Here is a 21,531-nt window from a genome sequence, read left to right as displayed (position 1 = left end):
CCTGCTCCCCTGCCGGGAGGCGCCCACGGGCAGGCGCTACGCAGGCTCCGCGCCGGCCTGTGGTTCAGCAGTTTCGTACCGCGTTCGTACCAAGGACCTGTTCAATAGTCGTGTGGGGACGAGCACGAGCGGATCCGACCGAAGCGCAGATCGACGAGTTGTTCAAAGCGACGCAGCCGATTGGCCGCGCGCTGACGCACTTGCCGCGGCCGAGCTGGCCGTCGCCAGCGTCCGTCCCGCGCCGGCTGCACGCAGCAGGCGGCTTGGGATCGGAAGAACGCTGAACCGGTTCAGGGCGTGTAGTCCCTCTCCCAATCACGGCTCGAACCGCCCGGCTCCGCGCCAGACCGTAGGTCCTTCGCCAGTTGCGCACTGCGCTCTCGGATCTCACGCACCGTCTGCCCGAAGTACGTCTCGAACGTCTCGCCCGCTTTGAGACGCCCGTTGGTGACAGTGCGTTCCCAGATCGCTCGCGCCTGCGTCATGAGTTTGTCGTGGACGCTCTCACCGTCTTTGAGTTTCCAGCGCTTGGCCGCTGCGACGTACGCGCCCGATTGCTCGGCCAGCATGGCCTCTTCGTTGAACGGCTGGATCTCGGGCAGACCCGACTTGGCCACCGCGAGCATCGCCTGGATGTCGCCAGTGGCTGCCGCGACTTCGCCATCGACCGCGGACATCGCCCGTCGCTTGTACCGGCGCACTTCCTGCTCGGCAGTCTCGAATTTCTCATCGACCTCGCGCTCACGGTCGCGGGCCCTGTGCAGCGCGGCCTCGGCCGCAGTGGTTGCCGCCCGGGCGCGATCCTGCTCAACCCTCAGCGCGGCCTGACCAGCCTTACGTCCCTCAGCCTTCGCCGCTTTGACGAGACCAGGCTTCACCTTGCGGTTCCAGTCCTCGGTGAGCTGCGCCTGCTTCTGCTCGGTCTGCTTTTCAAGCTCATCGACCAGCTCGTTGTATTTCTCCTGGAACTCAGTGTAGGCATCGCCTTGGGCCGACTCGTAGGCGGCCCTCGCGTCGTCCAACTTCCGCTTGGCAACCTGCTCTGTTCTGCGTACCCCAGTCTCACGCGCGGCCAGGTCTGCCGCGCGCGTGTTCATCGCTTCTTGACGCTCGTCCAGTTCGATCTCGCGCTCGGCAGTCGCCCGACCGGCCGCGCGCTTGAAAGTGTCCAGGGGAGCGCCCTTGCTGGGAAACCCTTTCTCATCCCTGGGCGTGACCCGCTCGAATGTCGCGTCGTAATCGGCCTCGCGCAGCGCCGCGCGGAGCCGGTCGTGCTTGGCGGTGTACGCAGCCCGCGCCTCGGTCCGCGTCGGCTTCTTCTTGCCCGTGGTGAACAGCTTCACGTTCAACTCGGACGTTCCGTCGCCGCGGTCGGCCAGCGGCATCGCGAACGCGGACACATGGGGGGATGTCTCGTCCCAGTGCTCAGACACGCACAAGATGTTCTGAGCGCCGTACTGGTCCACCAAGTCGGCGTACCAAATGTCGTAGAGCCGCTGGACCTCCTCGCGCATCTCCGGCGTCATCTTCGCAATCGGCCCGGTCCATTCCGGATCGAGCTGGAACAGTTCTTCCACCGCCACCACGGTGTCCCTGCTAAGCGCGATCGGAACTCTCTCGCCCGCGTTCGGCATCGGGACATCCTCGCGCTCGTACTGAGGCTTGCCCTTCTTGTCGAGGACCGGCTCGCCGTTCTCATCAAGCAGGGGGACAGGCATGCCGTCAGGTCCCTTGACCCGTACCCGGCGCGTCGCGGGGATCGTCCGGTACCGCTGGGCCGTGGCCAGACCGGTCTCCAAGTGTGCGAACACTTCGCGCACGTCGGTGATCCGGTTCTTGATCAGCTCGCCGTCCGGACCGACCTCGAGCGTGAAGCTGAAGTTCGACGAGGTCTTGCTCGGATCTATCAGGTCGTTGGAGTGCTGCCGGTACAAGCCCTGCTGTTCCTCCACGTCTCGCAAGATGTGGTTGATCCTCGGCGTGGCCGTCGCCTTCGTGCAGCCCTCCCAGCGAGCGCTGGTGGACCAGCCGTCAGCACCGCCGGTGCGCGCAACCGCGCCGCGAGCGGAGCGCTTGCTGCCCACCACCGGACCGAGCGAAGTCCGCGTCATCGCGCCACCGCCTGGGGCGAAAACCGGCCGGCGGCCCGCGGCCGCGCCGGTCGCTGCGCGTCCGTTGCGAACATGACCGCCTCTTTCGTCGGCTGGAAAAGTGGGAGCGGAGCCCCCACCGGATGCCCTGATTCTACCCCTGGAGCCGTGTGTACGGGTAACTCACTACCCCTACACCGTCGTCGCTACGCTCCTTTGGGTGTAGGCGGTTCGCCCTGCGGGGCAGCCGGGCAAGCCCGGCGATGAGACACCCCGGGTAAACACCCACACCCGAGTCCAGGCAGAGCCTTGGCCTTGAGAAGGCCCGTGCCAAGTGCCGGCCGCACGCGGCAGGCACCCGGCTGGGGAGCGATCCATACGGTCGCAGGGAAGAGAAGAGCCCCGCGCCCTGAATCAGGGCGCGGGGCTCGTGCTGCGGCGGTCAGTCGCTCCCGACCAGCGCCAGCGCCGGATGTCGGGCCGCCGCCTTCTCCGCGGCCTTGGCCAGACTGGTCACCGTGCTCCGGGACATGCCGACCTCGGCGCCGATGTCACGGCGGGACCAACCTTCGTCGAGTAGACCCAGCACCCTGCCGACGGTCTCGATGTCGGCCTTGCTGTTCGCCTCGGCATGCACCTGCTCAGCGATCGCCGACCGTTCGCCAACCGCCATGGCTTGTTCGGTCGGCTGTTCGGCGACCATCGGCTGTTCAGCGAACACCTGATCGGTGATCCCCGAACGCTGATCGACGGGGTGATCGTCGGTCCCCGAGTGTTCACCGAAGGCTGTCGCCTCCACGCGTTCGGCGTTCGGTGAGCGTTCATCGAACACCGCCCCACCGGTCGCCGAACGCTGGACACCCGCACTGACCTCGCCGTTCGGCGAATCGGCGTGTTCGCCGAACGCGATCGACGGTTCCATTTCGGTGATCGGCGAACGCTGTTCGGCGGACTGTTCAGTGGCGGTCAACTGTTCGGCGAACACACGATCAGCGTTCGCCGAGTGTTCGGCGGACTGGTCAGCGATCACCGCTTCGGCAGCGGCGGCCTCCTCACGATCCAACCGCATTTCGGCCTCAGCGATCACCACTGCGAGCGTCCCGGCCAGGATCACCGAGTCGATGATCACTGGCGTCATCCAGGACAGTCCACCAGCCATGCCATACCGCTCGGCCATGTCCCGCAGCGCCGCAAACGACATGATGAACGCGATGGCACCGATCACCGCGAACACGGCCGCCACGGTCCCGCGCAGGCGCGCCAGCCACTTCCGGCGGTGCGTCCAGTCCTGGATCAGACCCACCAGCAGGTGGGTGGCCATCAGCAGCGACACGGGCGCCATGACTGCCAGCAGAACCGCGCCGAACGCCTCGCCCCGCTTGCCGTCCCACTGCATCACGGCATGGAGCCCGTTGAGCGTCACCGATACCGCGGTGAACAGCAGCACCAGCGCCCACGCCAGCGTCCGGTGGTAGGTCTTGGACTGAGTCATCCCGATCATGCGATCTCCTCCTCGTAGACGTCGTTCCACGACGTCGTCAGGTCGTGGGGCGGGTGACCGGCCGGACACCCGCGAATAGCGCTCAGGAACGGCTCGCAGGCCGCCGAAGCGAGTACTTGGCCCGCACGCTCAGGGCGCCGGGCGTTCTTCCAGTCGGACGGCGTGACCACCCCCAGACCCCAGCCGGAGAGCCACGCAAGCCGCTGGACGACCGTTCCAGCCGAGTCCGCCAGGCCCGGGATGTCGTAGCCGATAAGGCCATGCCGGTGCCCCACGAGGATCGACAGCAGCACCGCGCGGTGCGGATCGGCGATTCGGCGGCCCTCGCCGTGCTCGAACCGCAGCGCCCACCCGGACCAGTCCGACACCCGGCGCAGACACCCGCTGGCGTCGGCAGCATTCTTGGCCACCTTCCGGCCGCGCAGGCAGTCGTCGATGGTGTCCCACGGCCGCGTTGTGAACGTCGCCACCTCATACAGCTCTCCCTCGGAGGCTGGCGCGCGCTCTGCCCGCATGGACTCCATGACCGGTCGACGCTTGCAGTCGAAGTCCATCGACAGCTTCCGACCGCCCGCGACGACGGTCTCGAACACCTCGTCGGTGTCCCACTCGATCCAGTCCGAGTCCTGCCAATCCTCGGGACGTCCACCGAGGGTCACGAAGTCCTTCCGCTTGGACCGGTTGGTGCCCGAGCAGGACAGCTCCTTGAAGCTCGGGAACCGCAGCACAGGATTGTCCACGCGCGCGGTCCGGATGATCACCAGATCCCAGAAGCCCTCACGCTCCCGACCATCGGCCAGGATCTCCCGCGGAGTCTTGTAGGAGTTCTTGGCCAGCACGCCGGGCAGCGTGGCGTGGCCGCGACCGACGTTGCCGCGCGTGGTCAAGTTGATCAGCTCAGTCTGCGCATGCTTGATCTCCCAGATCGACCGATCGCCGTCGGCGAGCCGCGCCCGGGAGTCGCCAGCGACCTCGGCGAAACCGTGCAGATCCAGGCACACCACGACGTCGAGGTCGGCGTCGGTGATGAATCCGTCGGTGGTCACCGAGTAGAACTTGTAACCCAGCGCGGTGAGCTGGTTCGCAGCCGCCAGCAGCTCGGCCCGCACGAACGACGTCGTCATGGCAGCGTGATAAGGGCTCGTGATCGCAGAGCCGCCGACCGGGGCCATCTCTTGGTTGTGAGCGTCCCATCCGTTCTGTCCGGCGACGTCCTGGGCGGTCTTGCCGTAGGTGCTGTTGCACATCGTCTTGACGGCCTGCTCCTCCAGGGAGCCCTTGCCGAACAGCTTCTTGGTGCGCGCCCGGTCCTGGACCATCGCAGTGACGCCGGCCCGCAGCGCGTAGGAGGTCTCACCGTCGGGCAGGCGCAGCACGCGCAGCTTGTAGCCGCGCCGGCAGATGACGCGCGCGCCCAGCTTGAGCGCCAGGTGGATCTCCGGACCCATCGCCATAGTCCCGGAGCGGCCGCGCGAGGTCCGGACGTACATCGGCGCCCCGTCCTCGAAGATCGGCAGAGTGGGGAACAGGCAGTCCTCGCCGAACTCGAACTCGACGTCGCCTACGAACGGACTCATCGGCTCGGGCACGTCGTCGAGGGTCAGTTCGCGAGTCTCGATCGTCTCCTCGATCACACCGCCTGGGTGCAACCAGTCGATGTCGGGCACCAGGCACATAGACGTCGGATAGGCACCCTGCAAGTCGAAATCGTAGGTCGTACCCCGGTGGTAGCCCGGCTCGGCGCAGGCGTTGTAGCCGCCGTGATAGGCCACCGCGGTGTAGTCCAGGACCGTGCGGGCATCGCCGTCGACAGGCTCGAGGTTGCGCTCGGTGTAGAAGCTCCGGCCGTCCTCAGTCGCCTCGGTGCCGCTCTCAACCTTGCGCAGGCCGGCGAAGTTCTCCGAGAACCTCTCGCGCGTCCACCGGCCGACGTCGACGATCGGCCGGCCCTTGACGGCCTTCCCGAACCAGTGGTCCACGATCGCGCCGCGGAACGCCTTGGCGGCGCCGCTGCTCAAAGTCACCGGCGGCCGTGTGTCGGCGCCCCACAGCCGGGCGAGGTACTCGACCACGACCGCGGGATCGTTCGCCGAGTACTCCAGGAAGTGCTCCAGGCGGTCCCGGCGGTAGCGGTCCATGCGCTCGATCGCCCCGTCGGGCAACTCGATCTTCGGCACACCGCACGACTCGCCGAGCACGTCCAGGGACTTCTTGCCAGCCGGAGCGTGCGCCATCGTGTCGGCGATGCTCACCGAGAATGGCAGCCACCAGCGGTCACGGTGACCGTCGGTGGTCCCGCGGACCCGGAACGGCTGGAGGGTGACCAGGCCGCCGGCCGCCGACGTCAGCGAGGTCATGTGGTCTGGGTCTTCGCCGGTGATCCGGAACGTGGTCATGTCGGCCTTACCGAAGTGGCACGCAAGCGTGATCGGGATCGAGTGCTTGAACAGCCGATCCCACCGGCGCTGCTCGGGGCTCTTGCGCGCTCGCTTGGTGTCACGCCCGTCCCAGAAGTCCGAGCGGTGCACGCCGCGCTCGCCGACCGCCTCGTCGGCGGCCACCAGCTCGTGTCGCCACAGCCCAGCCTCTTCCCACACGATCCGCAGCGCGGAGTACAGCCGCAGCCGGAACACACTCATCGGCAGCAGCACGACGAGCACCATCGTCGAGGGGTCGCTCGGATTTACGGCCGCGAACTGGTAGCTGACGATCACGCGGTAGCGCCCGGCGTGGTCTTCCAGCTCGACATACTCGGTGTCGAAACCGATGACGATCGAGGGCTCTCCAGTGCCAGCGTCGCGCATCGTGCCGAGGTCTCCGAACGCCGTCTGGAGGGTCGTTTCGGGGTCGCCTGAGGGGGTCAGGGGGTCGGGGTCAAAACCCCCTCCCATAGGCGCTTATGACCCCCATGCTCTGAGCTGGGGTTTTCCCGGTTCGAACTGTCGCCAGATTTGTTTTTGGCGACAGTTTGGGCGCTGTCGATCGAGCGCTCGGAAGCCTTACGGCGGCGCTTGGCCGCACCGCGCGTCATGCTGGGTGCAGATGCCCTGCGGACCCGCTTCGTCAGGACCCAGAACGGTGCCCGATTCTTGTTGCGCGGAGCGTCGTCGTACTCACGGATAGACCAGCCGTCGACGGCCAAGGCAGCGGTGTCAGGAGCAGGCAGGACAACACCAGACGGCGTTGCCGGGTCGGGCACCGATCCCATAGAATGGGACGCAGAAGCCGTTTCGTAAGACGTTTCGTTGGAAACCCCGGGTGCCCGCCCGGGGCTTTCGTTTTCAGACATCAGGCAGCACCACGAATCTCTGGTACGGCCAACCCGGACAGCAACGCGCGCAGGCGCTCACGCCGGCGCGCGGTCAACGGCGGAGCGGCCTCAGCGAGCTCGCGGGCGAGGCGGTCGATCTCGGCGAACTCGGCCTCACGCCGCTCGGCGGCACTCATCAGGCACCGACCTGAACGCGCTCGCGGCGAACCGCACGGACACCGCCGGCCTCCTTGACCGCCAGCAGCCAAACCTGGAAGTCAGAGAGGTGGTAGCGGACGGTGCGCGCGCTGTAGGTGGTGGGCTCGGGGCCGAGGCCCTCGGAGCGCCAGTTCTTCAGGGTGCCCTCGTCGATGCCGATGACGAAAGCGGTCTCGGCAGGCGTCAGCGCCAGCTTGGGCAGCAGCGATGGCGTCATCGACGGTAACGGTGTGAGTGGCGGAGTGCGCGGATGCAAGAATCCTGGACACGACTGATCGACTCCTCTACAGGATGTCGATTCGAAGCCACTGTCCAGGATTTGTCGGCGGTTGCTACCAACCCGGTTTATTACGAATCTAGTGCTTGCATCCGCGATCACTCGTGCCGGACTGAACCTATCGCCTTGTTGTCAGGGACTCTGCACCTCATCGGTGCACTACCCCGGCGGTCCGCCGTTATTCACGAGCCCCGCAGCTCTTGGGCGCTCGATGTATGAAATTGCCCGCCGAAGCGGTGCCAACATGCTACGTCGTCAGGGAATGACAATCAAGGCGACATCAAGGTAGTCATCGACGTCATCTACGATCCGCAACCTACTCCGCGCGCAGCGCGGATCGCGCGAAACGCCAGGCCCGCATCGACACTCATGACTGTCAGTGCCCGACTGTAAACTCTCAGCTATCCACCACAATGCGAAGGATCGTTCAGCATGACGACGATGACCGAAATCGACAACGCCAAGCGCCACGGTCAGCACTACACGCCGACCGCGCTGGCCGACTTCCTTGCGCGCCGCGCATTCGCCGCGGCCACTCCCCTCCTCGGTGCAGCTTCGCTGACCATCGTCGACCCCGCGTGTGGAGACGGCGAACTGTTGCTGGCCGCTGCCCGCGCCGCACGCGATGCTGGCTACGACGGCGAGCTTCGCCTCACCGGCTACGAGATCGACACCGACGCGATCGACGCCGCCAGCGAGCGTCTAAGCGAGCACGGCGTCACGGCGACGATCATCGAAGGCGACTTCCTGGTCGCCCAGCGGTCCATGCCCGCAGGGTCCATCGACATCATCATCACCAATCCGCCCTACGTCCGCACCCAGCACCTCGGCCAGGCCGCCGCCCAGCTGCTCGCCAATGAGTTCGGGCTCACCGGCCGGGTCGATCTGACGCACCCGTTCGTCACCGTCGCCGGACGCCTGCTGCGCGAGAATGCGGTCTTGGCACTCCTGTGCTCCAACCGCTTCCTCAGCACGCTCGCCGGCGAGAACGTGCGCCGGGCACTCATGGCCGGGACGTTGTCCGTGGGCGAACTGTACGACCTCGGCGACACCAAGCTGTTCAAGGCAGCTGTGCTCCCGGCCGTCATCATCGCCAGTAAGGCTTCGGCGCTCGAAACCCCGCCCCGGTATGCGAGCGCATACGAGATCCCCACGGGCGAACCTACTGCGCCGAATCTCTTCGCTGCCCTCGAAGGAGCGAAGTCAAGCATCGTCAGCCACGGCGCCAAGCCGTTCGAGGTCAAGGTGGGCACCCTCGCGATGCCCGACGACACCAAAACCCCGTGGCGACTGTCCGACCCCGACGCCGACGCATGGCTGTCCGGTATCGACGAGCGTGCATGGAAGCGGTTCGGCGACGTCGCCAAGATCCGGGTCGGGATCAAGACGACCGCCGACAAGGTATTCCTCTCCGACGACTGGAGCACCCGCGCACCGGACGTCGAGAACGAACTCCTACTCCCCCTGCTCGACCAGCGCGACATCACGCCGTGGCGCACCGCGCAGAATCCGCAGTTACGTGTGCTCTACCCGTATGACCTCAGCTCGGAGAAGCGAATCGCGCTGGACGTCGACGACTACCCCGGGACCAAGGCATATCTCCTCCAGCACGAGGAGCAGCTGCGTGGCCGCACCTATGTCATCGAGGGCGGCCGGCACTGGTACGAGATCTGGGTGCCCCAGCGCCCCGCGCTGTGGGCCGACCCGAAGATCGTGTTCCCCGACATCAGCGAGTCCCCACGGTTCGCGCTGGACACCACGGGAGCCGTCGTCAACGGGAACTGCTACTGGATCTCGCTGCGCGACATCGCCGACGACGACCTCGCCCACATAATGCTCGCGGTCGCCAACTCCTCGCTCGGCCTCCGCTACTACGACGAGGTCTGCGGCAACCGCCTGTACTCGGGCAAGCGCAGGTGGATCACTCAGTACGTCAAGCGGCTGCCACTCCCCGACCCGTCCACCCCAGAGTCCCGCCGCCTCATCGACACCGCACGATCACTCGTGGGCGCTGGCGAGGACGACGCCGGACTGCTGGACCGGATCGACCGCGAAGTCGAGGCCGCCTTCGCTGTATCGGGGAAGCAAGCAAGAGCAGCTACCGACACACTGTTCTGAACGACCCAACGACTCAACCCGGAGAGCAGCGATCCTCTCCGGGCCTGATTCGTTAGCGTCCCGACCAGAAGCTCGCCGGCAACCGCAATTGCAGCTTCTTGTTCGACGTCAGCCCACCGAACTGCCGGAACTCCTCGAAGAAGTCCGCGCCGGTCACGACCACGAGGCTGTCGATCGTGAACTCCACACCGTCTCGCGTGCCGTAGAAGATCGCGTACCGAACATCGCGGACCTCAAGCAAGCCGTTCGCCGAAGCCAAAGGGGTATCGGAGTCCGGGAGTTCGAGCCCCAGGTCGACCGTCCGCGCCAGCTGAAGCTTCACCTCGACGAGTTGAGAAAGTATGTCCGGGAACTGACCGTTGTCCGCGAACCCGCCGACTCCGAGCCGCTCGCAGGCCTCGCGATGGACTACCGTTCCCCGATTCCGTTCCTGGACGATCCCGGGGTCGGAATACGTCGAACCGACCATCTCAACCAAGCGCTCGTACACCTCGCGCACCGGCAGCACCGAACCCGCATGCGGCTGAGATATGGGCGACCCGGAGGTATCAGCCTGACTCGTTGGCGCCAACCGGGCAACGAAGTTCTCCGTGTCGGTTTCGGAGACCAGCTTCGAGCCCGTATCTGCGATCCTCGACGCCTGAAACTTCGACGTCAGCTTGCCGGTCTTGTCGAACTGGGCGAGATCCGCTCCAGGAATCACGCGAACGTCGAGGATCTGACTCTCGTCCAGAACCAAGATGACGTATCGCCGCTCCGCGTCGACCTCCTCGTTCCAGATCTGCAAGTTGTCGGCTTGCTGGGCGTACACGTCGACGGCCGGGTGAGGCAGTCTCGGATTGACGCGCTTGAACGACTTCGGTGGAACGTAGCCTAGCGTCGAGCACACCATCGACTTGGCGAGCACTGCCCGGGTCTTCACTGCAAGGCCAGCAAGTTCAGTGCGCCCGACCAACTCGGCTCGCAGCAGTGCCTCGAGCTCAGCCGGGGTATAGAACAGATTCGAATCCGCCGTCGCTGGCGGGTCATACAGACTCAATTTCTCTTCGATGGCCGCTTCCACACGCGACCGCACCTCCCGCGCAGACGTCAAAGCACCGGGATCGCTCACTTCTTACCGCCAGACTGGTTTCCGCTACGGAACTCCACCACGTCGCCGTCGACCATCACGTAGTCCTTGCCTTCCATACGGACTTTGCCCGCGGCCTTCGCGGCATTCATCGAGCCGTTCTCGTCGAGGTCGGCGAAGGAGACGACCTCGGCCTTGATGAAGCCCTTCTCGAAGTCGGTGTGGATGACCCCTGCCGCCTTCGGCGCGGTATCGCCGCGGCGGATGGTCCAGGCACGAGACTCCTTCGGGCCTGCGGTGAGGTAGGTCTGCAGACCGAGGGTGTGGAAACCGGCGCGCGCCAGCTGGCGCAGCCCCGGCTCGTCCTGACCGATCGAATCGAGCAACTCCTGAGCATCGTCCTCGTCGAGCTCGAGGAGTTCGCTCTCGACCTTGGCGTCGAGGAACACGCAGTCGGCCGGTGCGACGGCGTCGCGCAGTTCCTGCTTGCGCGCCTCATCGGTCAGAACGCCCTCGTCGGCGTTGAAGACGTAAAGGAACGGCTTGGCGGTCAGCAGATGCAATTCACGCACGGACGACAGGTCGAACGAGTCGTTCGCCGCGAACAACGTCTTACCGCCGTCGAGAATCGCCTGCGCACCCTGGGCTGCATTGAGGACCTCGACCTGGTCTTTGTTCTTCTTCGCGTCCTTCTCCAGTCGCGGGATCGCTTTGTCGAGAGTCTGCATGTCCGCCAGGATCAACTCGGTCTCGATGACCTCGATGTCGGCAAGCGGATCGACTCGGCCGTCGACGTGAACGACGTCGTCGTCGGAGAAGACTCGGACCACCTGGCAGATTGCGTCGGCTTCCCGGATGTTCGCGAGGAACTGGTTACCCATGCCCTCGCCCACGGACGCGCCCTTGACGATGCCCGCGATGTCGACGAACGACACGACGGCAGGCAGGATGCGTTCGCTGCCGAAGATCTCCGCGAGACGGTTCAGCCGGACATCGGGCAGTTCCACCACGCCCACGTTCGGCTCGATGGTCGCGAACGGGTAGTTCGCCGCGAGCACATCATTGCGGGTAAGAGCGTTGAAAAGGGTCGACTTTCCGACATTGGGCAGGCCGACGATACCGAGGGTAAGACTCACGGGAGGTCAGTCTATCTGCGTTGAGGCGTCGGACCTATCCGGCCCACGTCGACGCCGCTTGCGCTCCTGCGCCGCTTCGCGTGCGGCCTCGTCCTCGGCAGCGACTTCTTCACCTGCCGCCCGCGCGATCTGCTCCAGGATGTACCGGAGGCCGACCGCCAGGCACGACGCCGCGGGGACGGCGAGGAACGCACCGGTGATCCCGAACAGCGTTCCGCCGAGGGTCACCGACAGCAGCACGATCACCGCATGCAGGTTCATCGACTTGGCCTGCAGCCACGGCGAGAGCACATTGCCCTCCAACTGCTGCACCGCGAGGATGATCCCGAGAACGATGAGCGCCGAGGTGAGCCCATTGGAGACGAGAGCGATCAAGACCGCCAGGGCCCCGGCGACGAACGCACCGACGATCGGGATGAAGCCACCGAGGAAGGTGACCACGATCAACACGCCGGCCAGCGGCACGTCGAGGACGATCAAACCGATGCCGATCAGCGCCGCGTCCACGAAGCTGACGATCGCCTGCGTCCTGATGAAACCGCCGAGCGTGTTCCACATGCGCAGCAGAATCTCGCTGAGATGGTCGGCGCCACCCTTGCCCATGGTCTTCTCCAACCACGGCAGAAACCGCGGACCGTCCTTGAGGAAGAAGAACACCAGAACCAGCGTGGTGAACAGCGTGATGAGCGCCGACGTGGCCACGCCGACGCCACTGAACACGCCGCTGGCGATCGCGCTCGCACTGGACTGCAGCTTCGACGTGATCTCATCGACCAGCGAGTTGATCTGCTCGTCACCGACGTTCAGCGGTGGCCCCTGGACCCAGTCCTGCACCTTGCGCACGCCTTCGACGGCCTGGTTGGCCAACTGCGGTGCCTGATCGACGACCGACGGCACGATGAGGCCGATGACTCCACCGATCACCGCGATCGCCGCCAACAGCACGACGAAGGTCGCACCGGCGGGCGGCACTCGATGCGCAAGCATCCAGCGCACAGGCGGCCACAGCACGGTCGCGACGACGATACCGAGGATGACCGGCAACAGAATGACCCAGAACTTCGACAGCAGCCACATCAGTGCGAACAGGAAGGCGAGGACGATCAGCATCTGCCCGCACATCACCGCCGTGGAACGCAGCCCGGTTCGGAACACCCGGCCACGCGTCGGATACGGCCGACCGGTCACCGGGTTGACGGCCGCGAGGTCCGGCGCCGACGCGACGTCGGACAGCCCGTCGGACACGCTGTCGGAGACCGCCTCGGAGTTCTTGTTCTGGTCGCTCACGGGCCAATCTTCACACAGGCGTCCGACAATCACCGGGCAGACGCGCGGACTGCGGTGTGGTCGCAGACCTGTGGATGAACGATGGAACCGATCCGCGCCCCGCTGCGTCCAATCTATGAGCCGTTCTCGGCTCGTCGACACCGATCCACATCCACCAGGGGGACCCATGACAGATCGACACCCGGCAACCGTCGCCGACCATCGCGCCGAACTCGGCTGGACCGTGGTGACCACGCCCGACGGCCCGTTCATCGTCCTGTTCGACGACGCGCAGACGGTGTATGCGTCGGGCTGGACCGAATCACCCGACTACTTGGCGAACCTGGTGGCTCCCGCGCTGTGCCGCGACTACCTGACCGAGCGCGCACCGGGCGCTGCGGCGGAGGCGGTCCTCGCCTATTACGACGGTGATCTCGACGCACCGTCGCGTATCGCGGTGCGACAGTCCGCCGGTCCGTTCATCGAAGACTGCTGGGCGGCCCTCCGACAAGTCGGTCCCGGTCGACGAGTGACCTATACGCAACTGGCCGAGTGCGCGGGGCGACCCACCGCGGTCCGCGCCGCCGCCCAGTGCTGCGTCCGCAACGCGGCCACCCTCTTCGTTCCGTGCCATCGGGTGGTCCGGTCCGACGGCACGCTCGGCGGGTATCGCTACGGGCTCGAGCGAAAGGGCGAGTTGCTCGCCCGGGAGGCGCCCGCGGTGGGAGTCGCTGTCTGAGCGACCATCATCAATGTCAGACCCCTGCGCCATGATGTGGCCATGACAGCAGCAGCGATCATCGGCCCGGTCTGCCTCATCGTCGGCGCGCTTCTCGGGTGGTTGGCGCGTGGTGCCGCGGGAGCGCACCGCGCGCCGACCGAGAACGACTACGCCGGTCCACGGATCGGCGCCGAAGTGGACCTCGTGGTCGGTCCGCTGCGCGACACCCTCGGGCGACTGTCCGAAGAACTCCGACGCAGCGAATCGGGCCGCGCTCATGCCTACGCGGGTCTGGCGGAACAGATGCGCGGGGTCTACGCGACCTCGCAACGACTGCAGCAGCAGACCAGTCAGCTCGCCGGAGCGCTGCACGCACCGCAGGTCCGCGGCCGGTGGGGCGAAGTCCAACTGGAACGGATTGTCGAACTGTCCGGCATGTCGCGTCACTGCGACTTCTCGACGCAGGTTCACGGACAATCCGAGGCCGAACGCGCCGTCCGGCCCGACCTCGTGGTGCAGTTGGCCGGCGGCCGCCGAATCGTCGTGGACGCGAAAGTTCCGTTGCACGCCTACCTCGAGTCGGTCTCCGGAACGGTGAACGACGGCCGCGAACTCGTCGCCCGTCACGCGCAGGCGGTCCGCGCCCACGTCAATGCGCTCTCGGCGAAGACCTATTGGTCCGCTCAGGAGGTGTCGCCAGAGTTCGTCGTGCTGTTCCTTCCCGGCGACGGCGTGTTGGAGTCGGCGCTGCGCGGCGATCCCGCTCTGCTCGACTATGCGTTCTCCCGGGACGTGGTTCTCGCGACGCCCAGCACGCTGATCGCCTTGCTCCGCACCGTGGCGCTCGGGTGGCGTCAGTATGCGCTCGCCGAAGATGCCGAAACCATTCACGCGCTCGGCAGGCAGCTGTATCAACGCATCGACCAAGTGCTGGGACATGTGGAGAAGACCGGCGCATCCTTGCGCCGAGCGGTGGAAGCGTACAACTCAACGGTCGGCGCCATCGACTCGCGACTCGGTGTCACCGCGCGGAAACTGGCCGACTTGGAGGCACTGTCGGGACCGGAGAACCGCTCGTCGCGCGTCGCCGACGGAGTGCCGCACGTGGACGCTGTCGTGAGATCCATATCACCGATTCGGTGAAACTCAGGAAACTCACGGCCACGGATCACGGCGTTCGCTGTTGTTAACGGTACCGTTTAGTTGTGTTTTCGAGCCTGCTTGCCGGCCCTGCCGTGCCCGCCAAAGAGCGGTCCGTGCTGCCCGCCCTCAAAGGTCTGCCGTGGTGGGGTGCGGTTCTCCTCGCTGTCGGAGCCACGGCGATCGGTGCCGTCATCGACACCGATGCGGGTTCCACGCTCGGCCGGTGGTTCAAACTGTTCTACCTGGCAGGCTGCCTGCTCGCAGCCCTCGCGGTCCGTCAGCGCGCCCTGTTCACGGCAGCGGCACAGCCACCGCTCATCGCCTTCATCGTCGGCGTCACCGCCCTCTACACCATCAATTCCGGCAACGGCGATCAGGGACTCAAAGAGATCATCCTGAAGGTCGTCCTCCCGATCGCGACCAGCTTCCCCTGGATCCTGCTGACCTTCCTCCTGACCCTGGCCGTCGTGATCGTTCGGTGGTACCTCGCTCGACCGAAGGGCAAACCATTCTTCGGCAAGGGCGGCGGCCGCAGACCTGCGGCAGCCTCGAAAGCCCAGGCGTCACAAGCCGACGCGTCGAAGACGGGCGCATCGAAGACCCGCTCGTCAAAGGCATCCGGTCGGACACCCGGCGCACGGAAACCCGCTGCCGAAACCAAGTCCGGGGCACGCAGGCCCACCGGACAGCGAGCCGGCGCAGCGAAGGTCAGCGCACAGAAGGCCGTCGCGGATAAAGGCGGCATGGCCGCGGGCGACGACCGCACCCGCGCGGCACAGCGACCGCCGCGTCCCCGCTCGGAGGAGACCAGCAGCGGAAGGTCCGCAACGACCAAGCGTCGTCCCACGGACGGATCGGTCCCGGCCAAGTCTGCCTCGGCAAGCGCCGGACCTGATCGTCCGCGACGCCAACCGACGTCGGACGCCGGACCGACGACGCGGATCGCCACACGTCCATCACCGCCTGCCCAGGCTCCGACCGCATCGACCGGATCTGCGCGCCCCGACGTGCGACGGCGCCCGGCGGCCCCCAGCGAGTCACGTCGCCGGGCCGCTCCGCAGACGATTCCGGCCCGCGACCCCAACACTCCGCGGCGCACGGCCGGTCAATTGCGCGATACCGGCGCGATCGAGGATCTGACCGCAGGCGCCGACGACCGCTGAGGCGTGCCCGCTAACGGGAGCCGAAGCCGGTTCCGTCGAGCCACTCCCCGAGGTCTCGCGCCGCGGCGTCGATGACCGACGGCCAGTCGAAGGCGGTGTCGTCGGCGTCGTCGCTGACGACTTTCACCAACCGGACCGGCACCGCGAAATCTGCACACACCTGCACGATTGCCGCGCCCTCCATGTCGACGAGCTCGGCCCGGCGGGCGAGCCGTTCCCGGTGTTCGGGTTCGGTGACGAACATGTCGCCGGTGGCCAGGACCGTGCCGTCGCCGCCTGGAACATCCCACTCATCGGGCTGGTGAAATCCCAAGGCCGCAAGCTGTGCGGCACTGATGTCGTGTTCGACGACGCGGGACGGCGTGAACAGTCCGCGGTACCCGTCCCGCAGCGCGCCGGAGGTTCCGATGTTGACCACGCGGTGGTAGTCGCCGAGCGCGAGGCGACGCGCCAGCGCGCTCGCCGCGCGCACTTTTCCGATGCCGGTGATCAGCAGGTCGGTGCCCGGCGGAACGTGCGCAGCCTCGGCGCGCGTCGCCGAGACCACCAGAACGCCGACCGCGTCGGCGCTCACTCGGCGCGGTGCGGCGCAGCGGTTCCGGATTTCTCCGCGAGTGCGGCGTCGCTGAGTCCGCTGATCCGTGACAGTTGATCGAAGCGGTTGTTCGCGATGCGCATCACGACCTCGTACGGCAACGCGAACTTGCGGGCCCACCAGTACCCGAACCGGATGTCGAACGACGTGTAGACCATGTACTTGTTTCCGGTGACGCCGCGCAGAATGGCCTGCGCCGCCTTCTCCGGGGTGACGGCGATCTTGTGAAAGCCTGCGACCTGCTGCTGCACCGCGGTGTTCTGGCGATCGAGGCCGACGATGTCGACCGTCTCGACCAGCGGGGTCGCCACGCCACCGGGGCACACCAGCGAAACGCCGATGTTGTGCCTGCGCAGGTCGTACCGCAAGACTTCGGAGACGCCGCGGATGCCGAACTTGCTGGCGCTGTACGCCGCATGCCATGGCAGCGCCAGCAGACCGGCGGCCGATGAAACGTTGACCAGATGCCCGCCCTCGCCTCGCCGCACCATCTGCGGAACAAAATTCTCGATGATGTGGATCGGCCCCATCAGGTTGACGTCGACCAGCTTCTTCCAGTGCCGGTGTTCCAGGTTCTCGACAGTGCCCCACGCCGAAATGCCCGCGACGTTCATGACGACGTCCATCACTCCGACCTCGGCCTCCACTCCGCGCGCGAAGGCGGAGACCCACTCGAAGTCGGAGACGTCCCCCGCCTGGTGATAGAGCACCGTCCCGTGCTCGTCGAGGATCTCGGCGACCACGGCACCGAGACGATCGGCCTGGAGATCGGTGAGCACGAGCTCGGCGCCGGCACGCGCAGCGGCCACCGCGGTGGCATGGCCGATTCCACTCGCGGCACCGGTGATCAACACCTTGCGGCCACGCAACGACGGCACCGGGGTCGGCACGACGAACAGTTCTCGAATCGTCCGCAGACTCGGCAGTTGCGGAATACTCAGTAGACCCATGTCACAACCCTAATCGCCGGTACACAGTCACAGCCAGCACCGGATCGACCGCGAGTCACGACTGGGCACGTTTCAGATGGGCAGCTTTCCACCGAACACCGCGTACACCACGGCGAGGATCGCCTTGAGAACGTCGGCCGAGACGTCCTGCCCATCGGTCATCAGGATGCGCTGCGCATCGCCGGGGCTCTTGGCCTTGGCGAGCTTGTCGATGAGCGGTCCGATCGCCTCCACCCCGGACAGGCCGGACAGGTCGGGGCTGTCGGACTGCTCCTGCGGGGCGGCGGGGGTCGACGGCTGCGCGCCCTCGTTCGGGGCAGGCGCCGTCGGATTCGCGGGCGCGGCTCGACCGGCGAGGTACGAGGTGATGCCGTCGGTGATGGCGACCGCATACTTCGTCGCACCCTGAGGCGTCGACAGCACCGCGGCCTCGGCCGGGTCCGAGAGGTTGCCCATCTCCACGAACGCGAGGGGGATTCGCGTCAGATTGGATCCGGCGATGTCGGCACGCGTCTGAATGCCGTCGACGGCGCCCGCGTAATTCGCAGGAGTGAATCCGGCCTTCTTCATCGCGTCACGCACAGTGTTGGACGCCTTGCGCCCCTCGCCCGACTGCGCCGCGTCGACGGCCTTGTCCGGGATCGGCAGCGTCGGAACGATCAGATGAAAACCGGACTTGGCGGGATCAGCCGCCGTGCTGGTGGAGTCGGCGTGGATACTGACGGCGAGGTCCGCGCCCGACCGGCTCGCGGCATCGGCGCGTTCGTCGACGCACCCGCCCCATCCGGTGTCGTCCTTCCGACTCATCAGCACGCGGGCGCCCTTGCTCTCCAGCGCCGCCTTGATCAACTGGGAGACCTCCCAGTTGATGGTGTGCTCAGCCTTGCCGCCGATGGCGGTCGCACCGCTGGTCTGGCAGTCCTTCTTGCCGCCCCGACCATCATTGACCTGCTTGGACATATTGTGTCCGGCAGCCGAACCCTGGTGACCCGGGTCGAGGAAGACCGTCTTGCCCGCCAGTTCGCGAGTCTTGGGCGCCGCGTCGCTCGGGGAGGCCGCGAGCACGCCGCCGACGGTCACGGCCGAAGCCAGTAGAGACGTCGCGGCCAGGAGGCGACGGCGAGAACGTAGAGCAGCCATGACGGGTTGGACGCGCTTCGGCCGGTCGCCGGAGCACATCGCTCTCCTTCCGATTTCAGACACCATCAGTCACACAAAACACTTGCGTAACAGTCAACCAGTGGTTGAGACCAGCTCGCAAACCGAGCTTCGAGGAGCGCCCTGAATCGTTAGCTTCCTGTGATCAGGTGGCGCGTCAAATGGAGAACTCCGTTGACATCGTCCGAATCCGCCGGTTCGACGATGCCGTCGAGCGCCGCTTGCGCCGCAGCCGTGTCGAGTCCGGCGCCGATCACCACCACCGACGTTCCACGCGTCCGACCGCGCCACGAATCGCCTTCGACTCGAACGAAGCCGCCGACGGATTGGATGATGTACGCGATGTCGCGGTGATCCGGAAGGTCGACGAAGACCGTGCCCTTGATGCGGTACGCGCCGGCCGGCGGCTGTTCCAGAAACCGCCCGAGACGACGCGGATCCACCGGCAGGGCCACCTCCAGCGCCACCGAGTCGAAACCGTGATGGAGATGATCATGGTCACCGTGGTCATGCTCCTCGTGATCATGGTCCTTGTGGTCATTGTCACCGTGAGCCTCGGCCGTCTCGCGAAGCAGTTCGTCGAACGTGAGTTGACGTGGACCGTCGTCGTTCGCGATCTGCGCTGCGGGTTCGAAGAACAGTTCCGGGTCGACGGCTGCGTGACTGACCGGCAGGACCGGGGCACTCGCGTTATGTCGACGGATGCGCGTCAGGAGCGGCGGGACCAGCTCCGCCGCCACCATCTCCATCTTGTTGCAGACCACCAGATCCGCGATCGCGAGATGGTCGTCGAGCTGTGGGTAGTCGGCGACGGTCGCATCGAAGTTCGCCGCGTCGACGACATACACCAGTCCCCCATAGGCGACGGTCGCACTGCGCGCAGCCAGAACCATCCGGACCAATGCTTTCGGTTCGGCGATTCCACTGGCTTCGATCAGGATCGCGTCGAGTCCGTTGTTCGGATCCGCCATCGATTCGAGTGTTTCTGCGAAGTCACCGGCATCGGTGGTGCAGCACATGCATCCGTTCGCCAGATCCATGGTTCCGCCCGACTGCCCCGAGACCAAGAGGAGGTCGATATTGATGGAGCCGAAGTCGTTGACCAGGACGCCGATCCGTCTGCCGTCGGCGTGCCGCAGAACATGGTTGAGAAGAGTGGTCTTTCCCGCGCCGAGGAATCCAGCGAGTACGACGACGGGAATAGCCCGCGCAGTCATCCGGACACCTCTGCCTGACATTCGACGCACAGCACGGCGAGATCACGCCCGTCTCCGTCGGGATAGTTGACTACTTCACTGGTCGGCATTGCGCACCGGACACATCGACCGATCACTGCTGCGGCATCACTGAAGTCGACTTTCATTCGGCTGTCGAACACGTACAGCGATCCCTCCCAGAGGCCCCGGTCACCATACTTCTCGCCATATCGGACAATGCCGCCGTCGAGTTGGTACACCTCATCGAATCCACGGGCCGTCATCAATGCACTCAACACCTCGCACCGAACACCGCCGGTACAGTACGTGACGATCGGGCGTCCTTTGAGATGATCGAAATCGCCGTTCTCCAGCAGTGGGATGAAGTCCCGCGTGGTCTCGACATCCGGAACAATCGCATCCTTGAATCGTCCGATCTGCGCTTCGATCCGATTTCGACCGTCGAGAAAGACCACGTCGTCGCCCCGCTCCGCCACCAAGGCATGCAGTTCTTCCGGTGCCAGGCGCCGACCGCCGCCGACCACTCCGCCCGCTTCCACGCGCAGTTCGTCCGCCGCACCGAATGTGACGATCTCCGGACGGACTTTGACACTCAACCGCGGAAAGTCGTCGCCGGTACCGTCTGACCATTTGATATCGGCATCGGCGAACGCTGGATAACTCTTCGTGGCACGGACATACTTTTTGACGTCACGAATATCGCCACCGACTGTTGCATTGATGCCGTGGGATGACACGATGATCCTGCCGCGCAGTCCGGCGGACTCGCAGACGCTCTGCTGCCACAGTCTGATCGCCTCTGGATCCGGCAGCGGGGCGAAGACATAGAACAGAACGATCTTGGGAGTGGCCACAGTGCAAGGGTACGGATCGCGCCAGCGCACCATCCTCATCGGTCTGGTCGGCGCAGCCGCGCTCGCAGTGTCCTCGTGCAGTGCGCTGAGCATCGACTCTCCGCCGAGCGAGATCGTCATCCCGGGCACCGATGCGCCAATGACCGAATCCCCCTCCTCCTCACTGGCCCCGACGACGGCGTCGCGCACTTTCGGCGGTGGAGACGAGACCTTGTCTCCGTGGAGTTACGAGCGGGTCATCAAAGCGGCGCCGCGTGCGAGCAATTCTCGCTATCAGATCGGGTCGACCGCCGCCGCCGGTGAACTCGCCGACGTCTCCGGATATCATTTCTCGACCGAAGACCGCAGCGTCCGGTGCTCGACCGGAAATAACGGTGCCGACGCACTCGCCTGCGTCGGCACCAACGTGAAAGGCGCGAAGCCTTCGTCACGTGACGGCGGTGAGTGTGAGTGGAAACCGGACTTCGTGATCCTGGATGCCAACGGTCCCACGGAGGGTGCGTGCGCGAATAGCTATCCGGTGTTGTTCCGATCACGTATTCTCTCGTCCGGAGAATCGCTCACCATCGATAGATTCGCTTGCCTGGCGAACAACGACGACCTCTACTGCGTCGAGTCGAGTTCCGGCACGGGATTCGCAATCACGGCCGCCGGATACATGTCGATAAGAGCCGGAGACCGCGCACCGAGCGCGCTCCTCGCATTGAGCACCGACATCCCGCCGTCGACACTGGAGACAACACAGTCGTCACCAGTGGTTCCCACTGACTAATTACGTGTACGCTAACCGAGAAAGCAGACTTC

The 21,531-nt window shown here is 65.8% G+C and carries 18 protein-coding genes; 5 read left to right on the top strand and 13 right to left on the bottom strand.

All coding sequences use genetic code 11. The features are described 5' to 3' along the window. Positions 1 to 290 precede the first annotated feature (290 nt). The 5 genes from GH2_RS00930 to GH2_RS00910 form a co-directional block, all read right to left on the bottom strand. Entirely contained in the window at positions 291 to 2,111 is a 1,821-nt protein-coding gene (locus GH2_RS00930) for a plasmid recombination protein (RefSeq protein ID WP_157085955.1), read from the bottom strand. Positions 2,112 to 2,532: 421 nt separating this feature from the next. Then, the gene (locus tag GH2_RS00925; protein WP_066161862.1) at positions 2,533 to 3,591 is read right to left on the bottom strand and encodes a DUF2637 domain-containing protein; all 1,059 of its coding nucleotides are present in this window, start codon (positions 3,589 to 3,591) and stop codon (positions 2,533 to 2,535) included. Continuing rightward, positions 3,588 to 6,395, bottom strand: a complete 2,808-nt coding sequence (locus GH2_RS21840; RefSeq protein WP_174545315.1) for a hypothetical protein — start codon at positions 6,393 to 6,395, stop codon at positions 3,588 to 3,590. Before GH2_RS21840 ends, GH2_RS00925 begins: the two co-directional genes overlap by 4 nt. A gap of 484 nt (positions 6,396 to 6,879) precedes the next feature. Continuing rightward, positions 6,880 to 7,038 carry a hypothetical protein gene (locus GH2_RS21500; RefSeq protein ID WP_157085954.1) on the bottom strand — a complete coding sequence of 53 codons (159 nt, stop codon included), beginning with the start codon at positions 7,036 to 7,038 and terminating at the stop codon, positions 6,880 to 6,882. Next, complete coding sequence (locus tag GH2_RS00910) at positions 7,038 to 7,277, bottom strand: helix-turn-helix transcriptional regulator (protein ID WP_066161855.1); 240 nt, start codon at positions 7,275 to 7,277, stop codon at positions 7,038 to 7,040. The genes GH2_RS21500 and GH2_RS00910 overlap by 1 nt, the downstream gene beginning before the upstream one ends. 501 nt (positions 7,278 to 7,778) lie before the next feature. Between GH2_RS00910 and GH2_RS00905 the strand changes: the two genes are divergently transcribed. Continuing rightward, complete coding sequence (locus GH2_RS00905; protein ID WP_239588502.1) at positions 7,779 to 9,455, top strand: Eco57I restriction-modification methylase domain-containing protein; 1,677 nt, start codon at positions 7,779 to 7,781, stop codon at positions 9,453 to 9,455. A gap of 52 nt (positions 9,456 to 9,507) precedes the next feature. Here GH2_RS00905 and GH2_RS00900 read toward each other — a convergent pair whose 3' ends face one another. Genes GH2_RS00900 through GH2_RS00890 form a run of 3 tightly spaced genes read right to left on the bottom strand, consistent with a single transcriptional unit; the run spans position 9,508 to position 12,848 of the window. After that, positions 9,508 to 10,518 carry a hypothetical protein gene (locus tag GH2_RS00900; protein ID WP_244885284.1) on the bottom strand — a complete coding sequence of 337 codons (1,011 nt, stop codon included), beginning with the start codon at positions 10,516 to 10,518 and terminating at the stop codon, positions 9,508 to 9,510. 44 nt (positions 10,519 to 10,562) lie between these two features. Further along, a complete protein-coding gene (gene ychF, locus GH2_RS00895; RefSeq protein ID WP_066161847.1) occupies positions 10,563 to 11,660 on the bottom strand; it encodes a redox-regulated ATPase YchF in 1,098 nt (365 codons plus the stop codon). A gap of 6 nt (positions 11,661 to 11,666) precedes the next feature. Continuing rightward, positions 11,667 to 12,848, bottom strand: coding sequence for an AI-2E family transporter (locus tag GH2_RS00890; RefSeq protein ID WP_372434447.1), 1,182 nt, complete (start codon positions 12,846 to 12,848; stop codon positions 11,667 to 11,669). Positions 12,849 to 13,113: 265 nt separating this feature from the next. On the opposite strand from GH2_RS00890, the gene GH2_RS00885 reads away from it, so the two are divergent. The 3 genes from GH2_RS00885 to GH2_RS00875 all read left to right on the top strand — a co-directional run bounded on the left by GH2_RS00885 (position 13,114) and on the right by GH2_RS00875 (position 15,953). Next, a complete protein-coding gene (locus tag GH2_RS00885) occupies positions 13,114 to 13,665 on the top strand; it encodes a methylated-DNA--[protein]-cysteine S-methyltransferase (protein ID WP_066161842.1) in 552 nt (183 codons plus the stop codon). A gap of 42 nt (positions 13,666 to 13,707) precedes the next feature. Beyond that, positions 13,708 to 14,790, top strand: coding sequence for a DNA recombination protein RmuC (locus GH2_RS00880; protein ID WP_066161838.1), 1,083 nt, complete (start codon positions 13,708 to 13,710; stop codon positions 14,788 to 14,790). Positions 14,791 to 14,852: 62 nt separating this feature from the next. Continuing rightward, positions 14,853 to 15,953, top strand: a complete 1,101-nt coding sequence (locus tag GH2_RS00875) for a DUF6542 domain-containing protein (protein ID WP_157085953.1) — start codon at positions 14,853 to 14,855, stop codon at positions 15,951 to 15,953. A 10-nt stretch (positions 15,954 to 15,963) separates the two neighbouring features. Here GH2_RS00875 and GH2_RS00870 read toward each other — a convergent pair whose 3' ends face one another. From GH2_RS00870 to trhO, 5 genes are all read right to left on the bottom strand, one after another. Further along, positions 15,964 to 16,527, bottom strand: a complete 564-nt coding sequence (locus GH2_RS00870; protein ID WP_066161833.1) for a nucleosidase — start codon at positions 16,525 to 16,527, stop codon at positions 15,964 to 15,966. After that, positions 16,524 to 17,498, bottom strand: coding sequence for an SDR family oxidoreductase (locus GH2_RS00865; protein WP_066161829.1), 975 nt, complete (start codon positions 17,496 to 17,498; stop codon positions 16,524 to 16,526). The genes GH2_RS00870 and GH2_RS00865 overlap by 4 nt, the downstream gene beginning before the upstream one ends. A 72-nt stretch (positions 17,499 to 17,570) precedes the next feature. Continuing rightward, a complete protein-coding gene (locus tag GH2_RS00860; protein ID WP_066163208.1) occupies positions 17,571 to 18,638 on the bottom strand; it encodes an N-acetylmuramoyl-L-alanine amidase in 1,068 nt (355 codons plus the stop codon). 149 nt (positions 18,639 to 18,787) lie between these two features. Next, the gene (locus GH2_RS00855) at positions 18,788 to 19,873 is read right to left on the bottom strand and encodes a CobW family GTP-binding protein (RefSeq protein ID WP_066161827.1); all 1,086 of its coding nucleotides are present in this window, start codon (positions 19,871 to 19,873) and stop codon (positions 18,788 to 18,790) included. Further along, the gene (trhO, locus tag GH2_RS00850) at positions 19,870 to 20,727 is read right to left on the bottom strand and encodes an oxygen-dependent tRNA uridine(34) hydroxylase TrhO (RefSeq protein ID WP_066161825.1); all 858 of its coding nucleotides are present in this window, start codon (positions 20,725 to 20,727) and stop codon (positions 19,870 to 19,872) included. The genes GH2_RS00855 and trhO overlap by 4 nt, the downstream gene beginning before the upstream one ends. Between trhO and GH2_RS00845 the strand changes: the two genes are divergently transcribed. After that, positions 20,720 to 21,499 (top strand): hypothetical protein, encoded by a 780-nt coding sequence (locus GH2_RS00845; RefSeq protein ID WP_066161822.1) that lies wholly within the window; start codon positions 20,720 to 20,722, stop codon positions 21,497 to 21,499. The two genes, trhO and GH2_RS00845, sit on opposite strands and share 8 nt — an antisense overlap. The last annotated feature ends 32 nt before the right edge of the window (positions 21,500 to 21,531 follow it).

It is taken from the genome of Gordonia hydrophobica NBRC 16057, from assembly GCF_001592365.1.
Taxonomy (GTDB): domain Bacteria; phylum Actinomycetota; class Actinomycetes; order Mycobacteriales; family Mycobacteriaceae; genus Gordonia; species Gordonia hydrophobica.
Note: the sequence above shows the minus strand (reverse complement) of the source record. Positions and strands in the feature narration are given on the sequence as shown.

Excerpts from the sequence above, each read along its gene's own strand:
- GH2_RS00930 (WP_157085955.1), bottom strand. The coding sequence starts at position 2,111 with ATGACGCGGACTTCGCTCGGTCCGGTGGTGGGCAGCAAGCGCTCCGCT.
- GH2_RS00925 (WP_066161862.1), bottom strand. The coding sequence starts at position 3,591 with ATGATCGGGATGACTCAGTCCAAGACCTACCACCGGACGCTGGCGTGG.
- GH2_RS21840 (WP_174545315.1), bottom strand. The coding sequence starts at position 6,395 with ATGCGCGACGCTGGCACTGGAGAGCCCTCGATCGTCATCGGTTTCGAC.
- GH2_RS21500 (WP_157085954.1), bottom strand. The coding sequence starts at position 7,038 with ATGAGTGCCGCCGAGCGGCGTGAGGCCGAGTTCGCCGAGATCGACCGC.
- GH2_RS00910 (WP_066161855.1), bottom strand. The coding sequence starts at position 7,277 with ATGACGCCATCGCTGCTGCCCAAGCTGGCGCTGACGCCTGCCGAGACC.
- GH2_RS00905 (WP_239588502.1), top strand. The coding sequence starts at position 7,779 with ATGACCGAAATCGACAACGCCAAGCGCCACGGTCAGCACTACACGCCG.
- GH2_RS00885 (WP_066161842.1), top strand. The coding sequence starts at position 13,114 with ATGACAGATCGACACCCGGCAACCGTCGCCGACCATCGCGCCGAACTC.
- GH2_RS00880 (WP_066161838.1), top strand. The coding sequence starts at position 13,708 with ATGACAGCAGCAGCGATCATCGGCCCGGTCTGCCTCATCGTCGGCGCG.
- GH2_RS00865 (WP_066161829.1), bottom strand. The coding sequence starts at position 17,498 with ATGGGTCTACTGAGTATTCCGCAACTGCCGAGTCTGCGGACGATTCGA.
- GH2_RS00860 (WP_066163208.1), bottom strand. The coding sequence starts at position 18,638 with ATGGCTGCTCTACGTTCTCGCCGTCGCCTCCTGGCCGCGACGTCTCTA.
- GH2_RS00855 (WP_066161827.1), bottom strand. The coding sequence starts at position 19,873 with ATGACTGCGCGGGCTATTCCCGTCGTCGTACTCGCTGGATTCCTCGGC.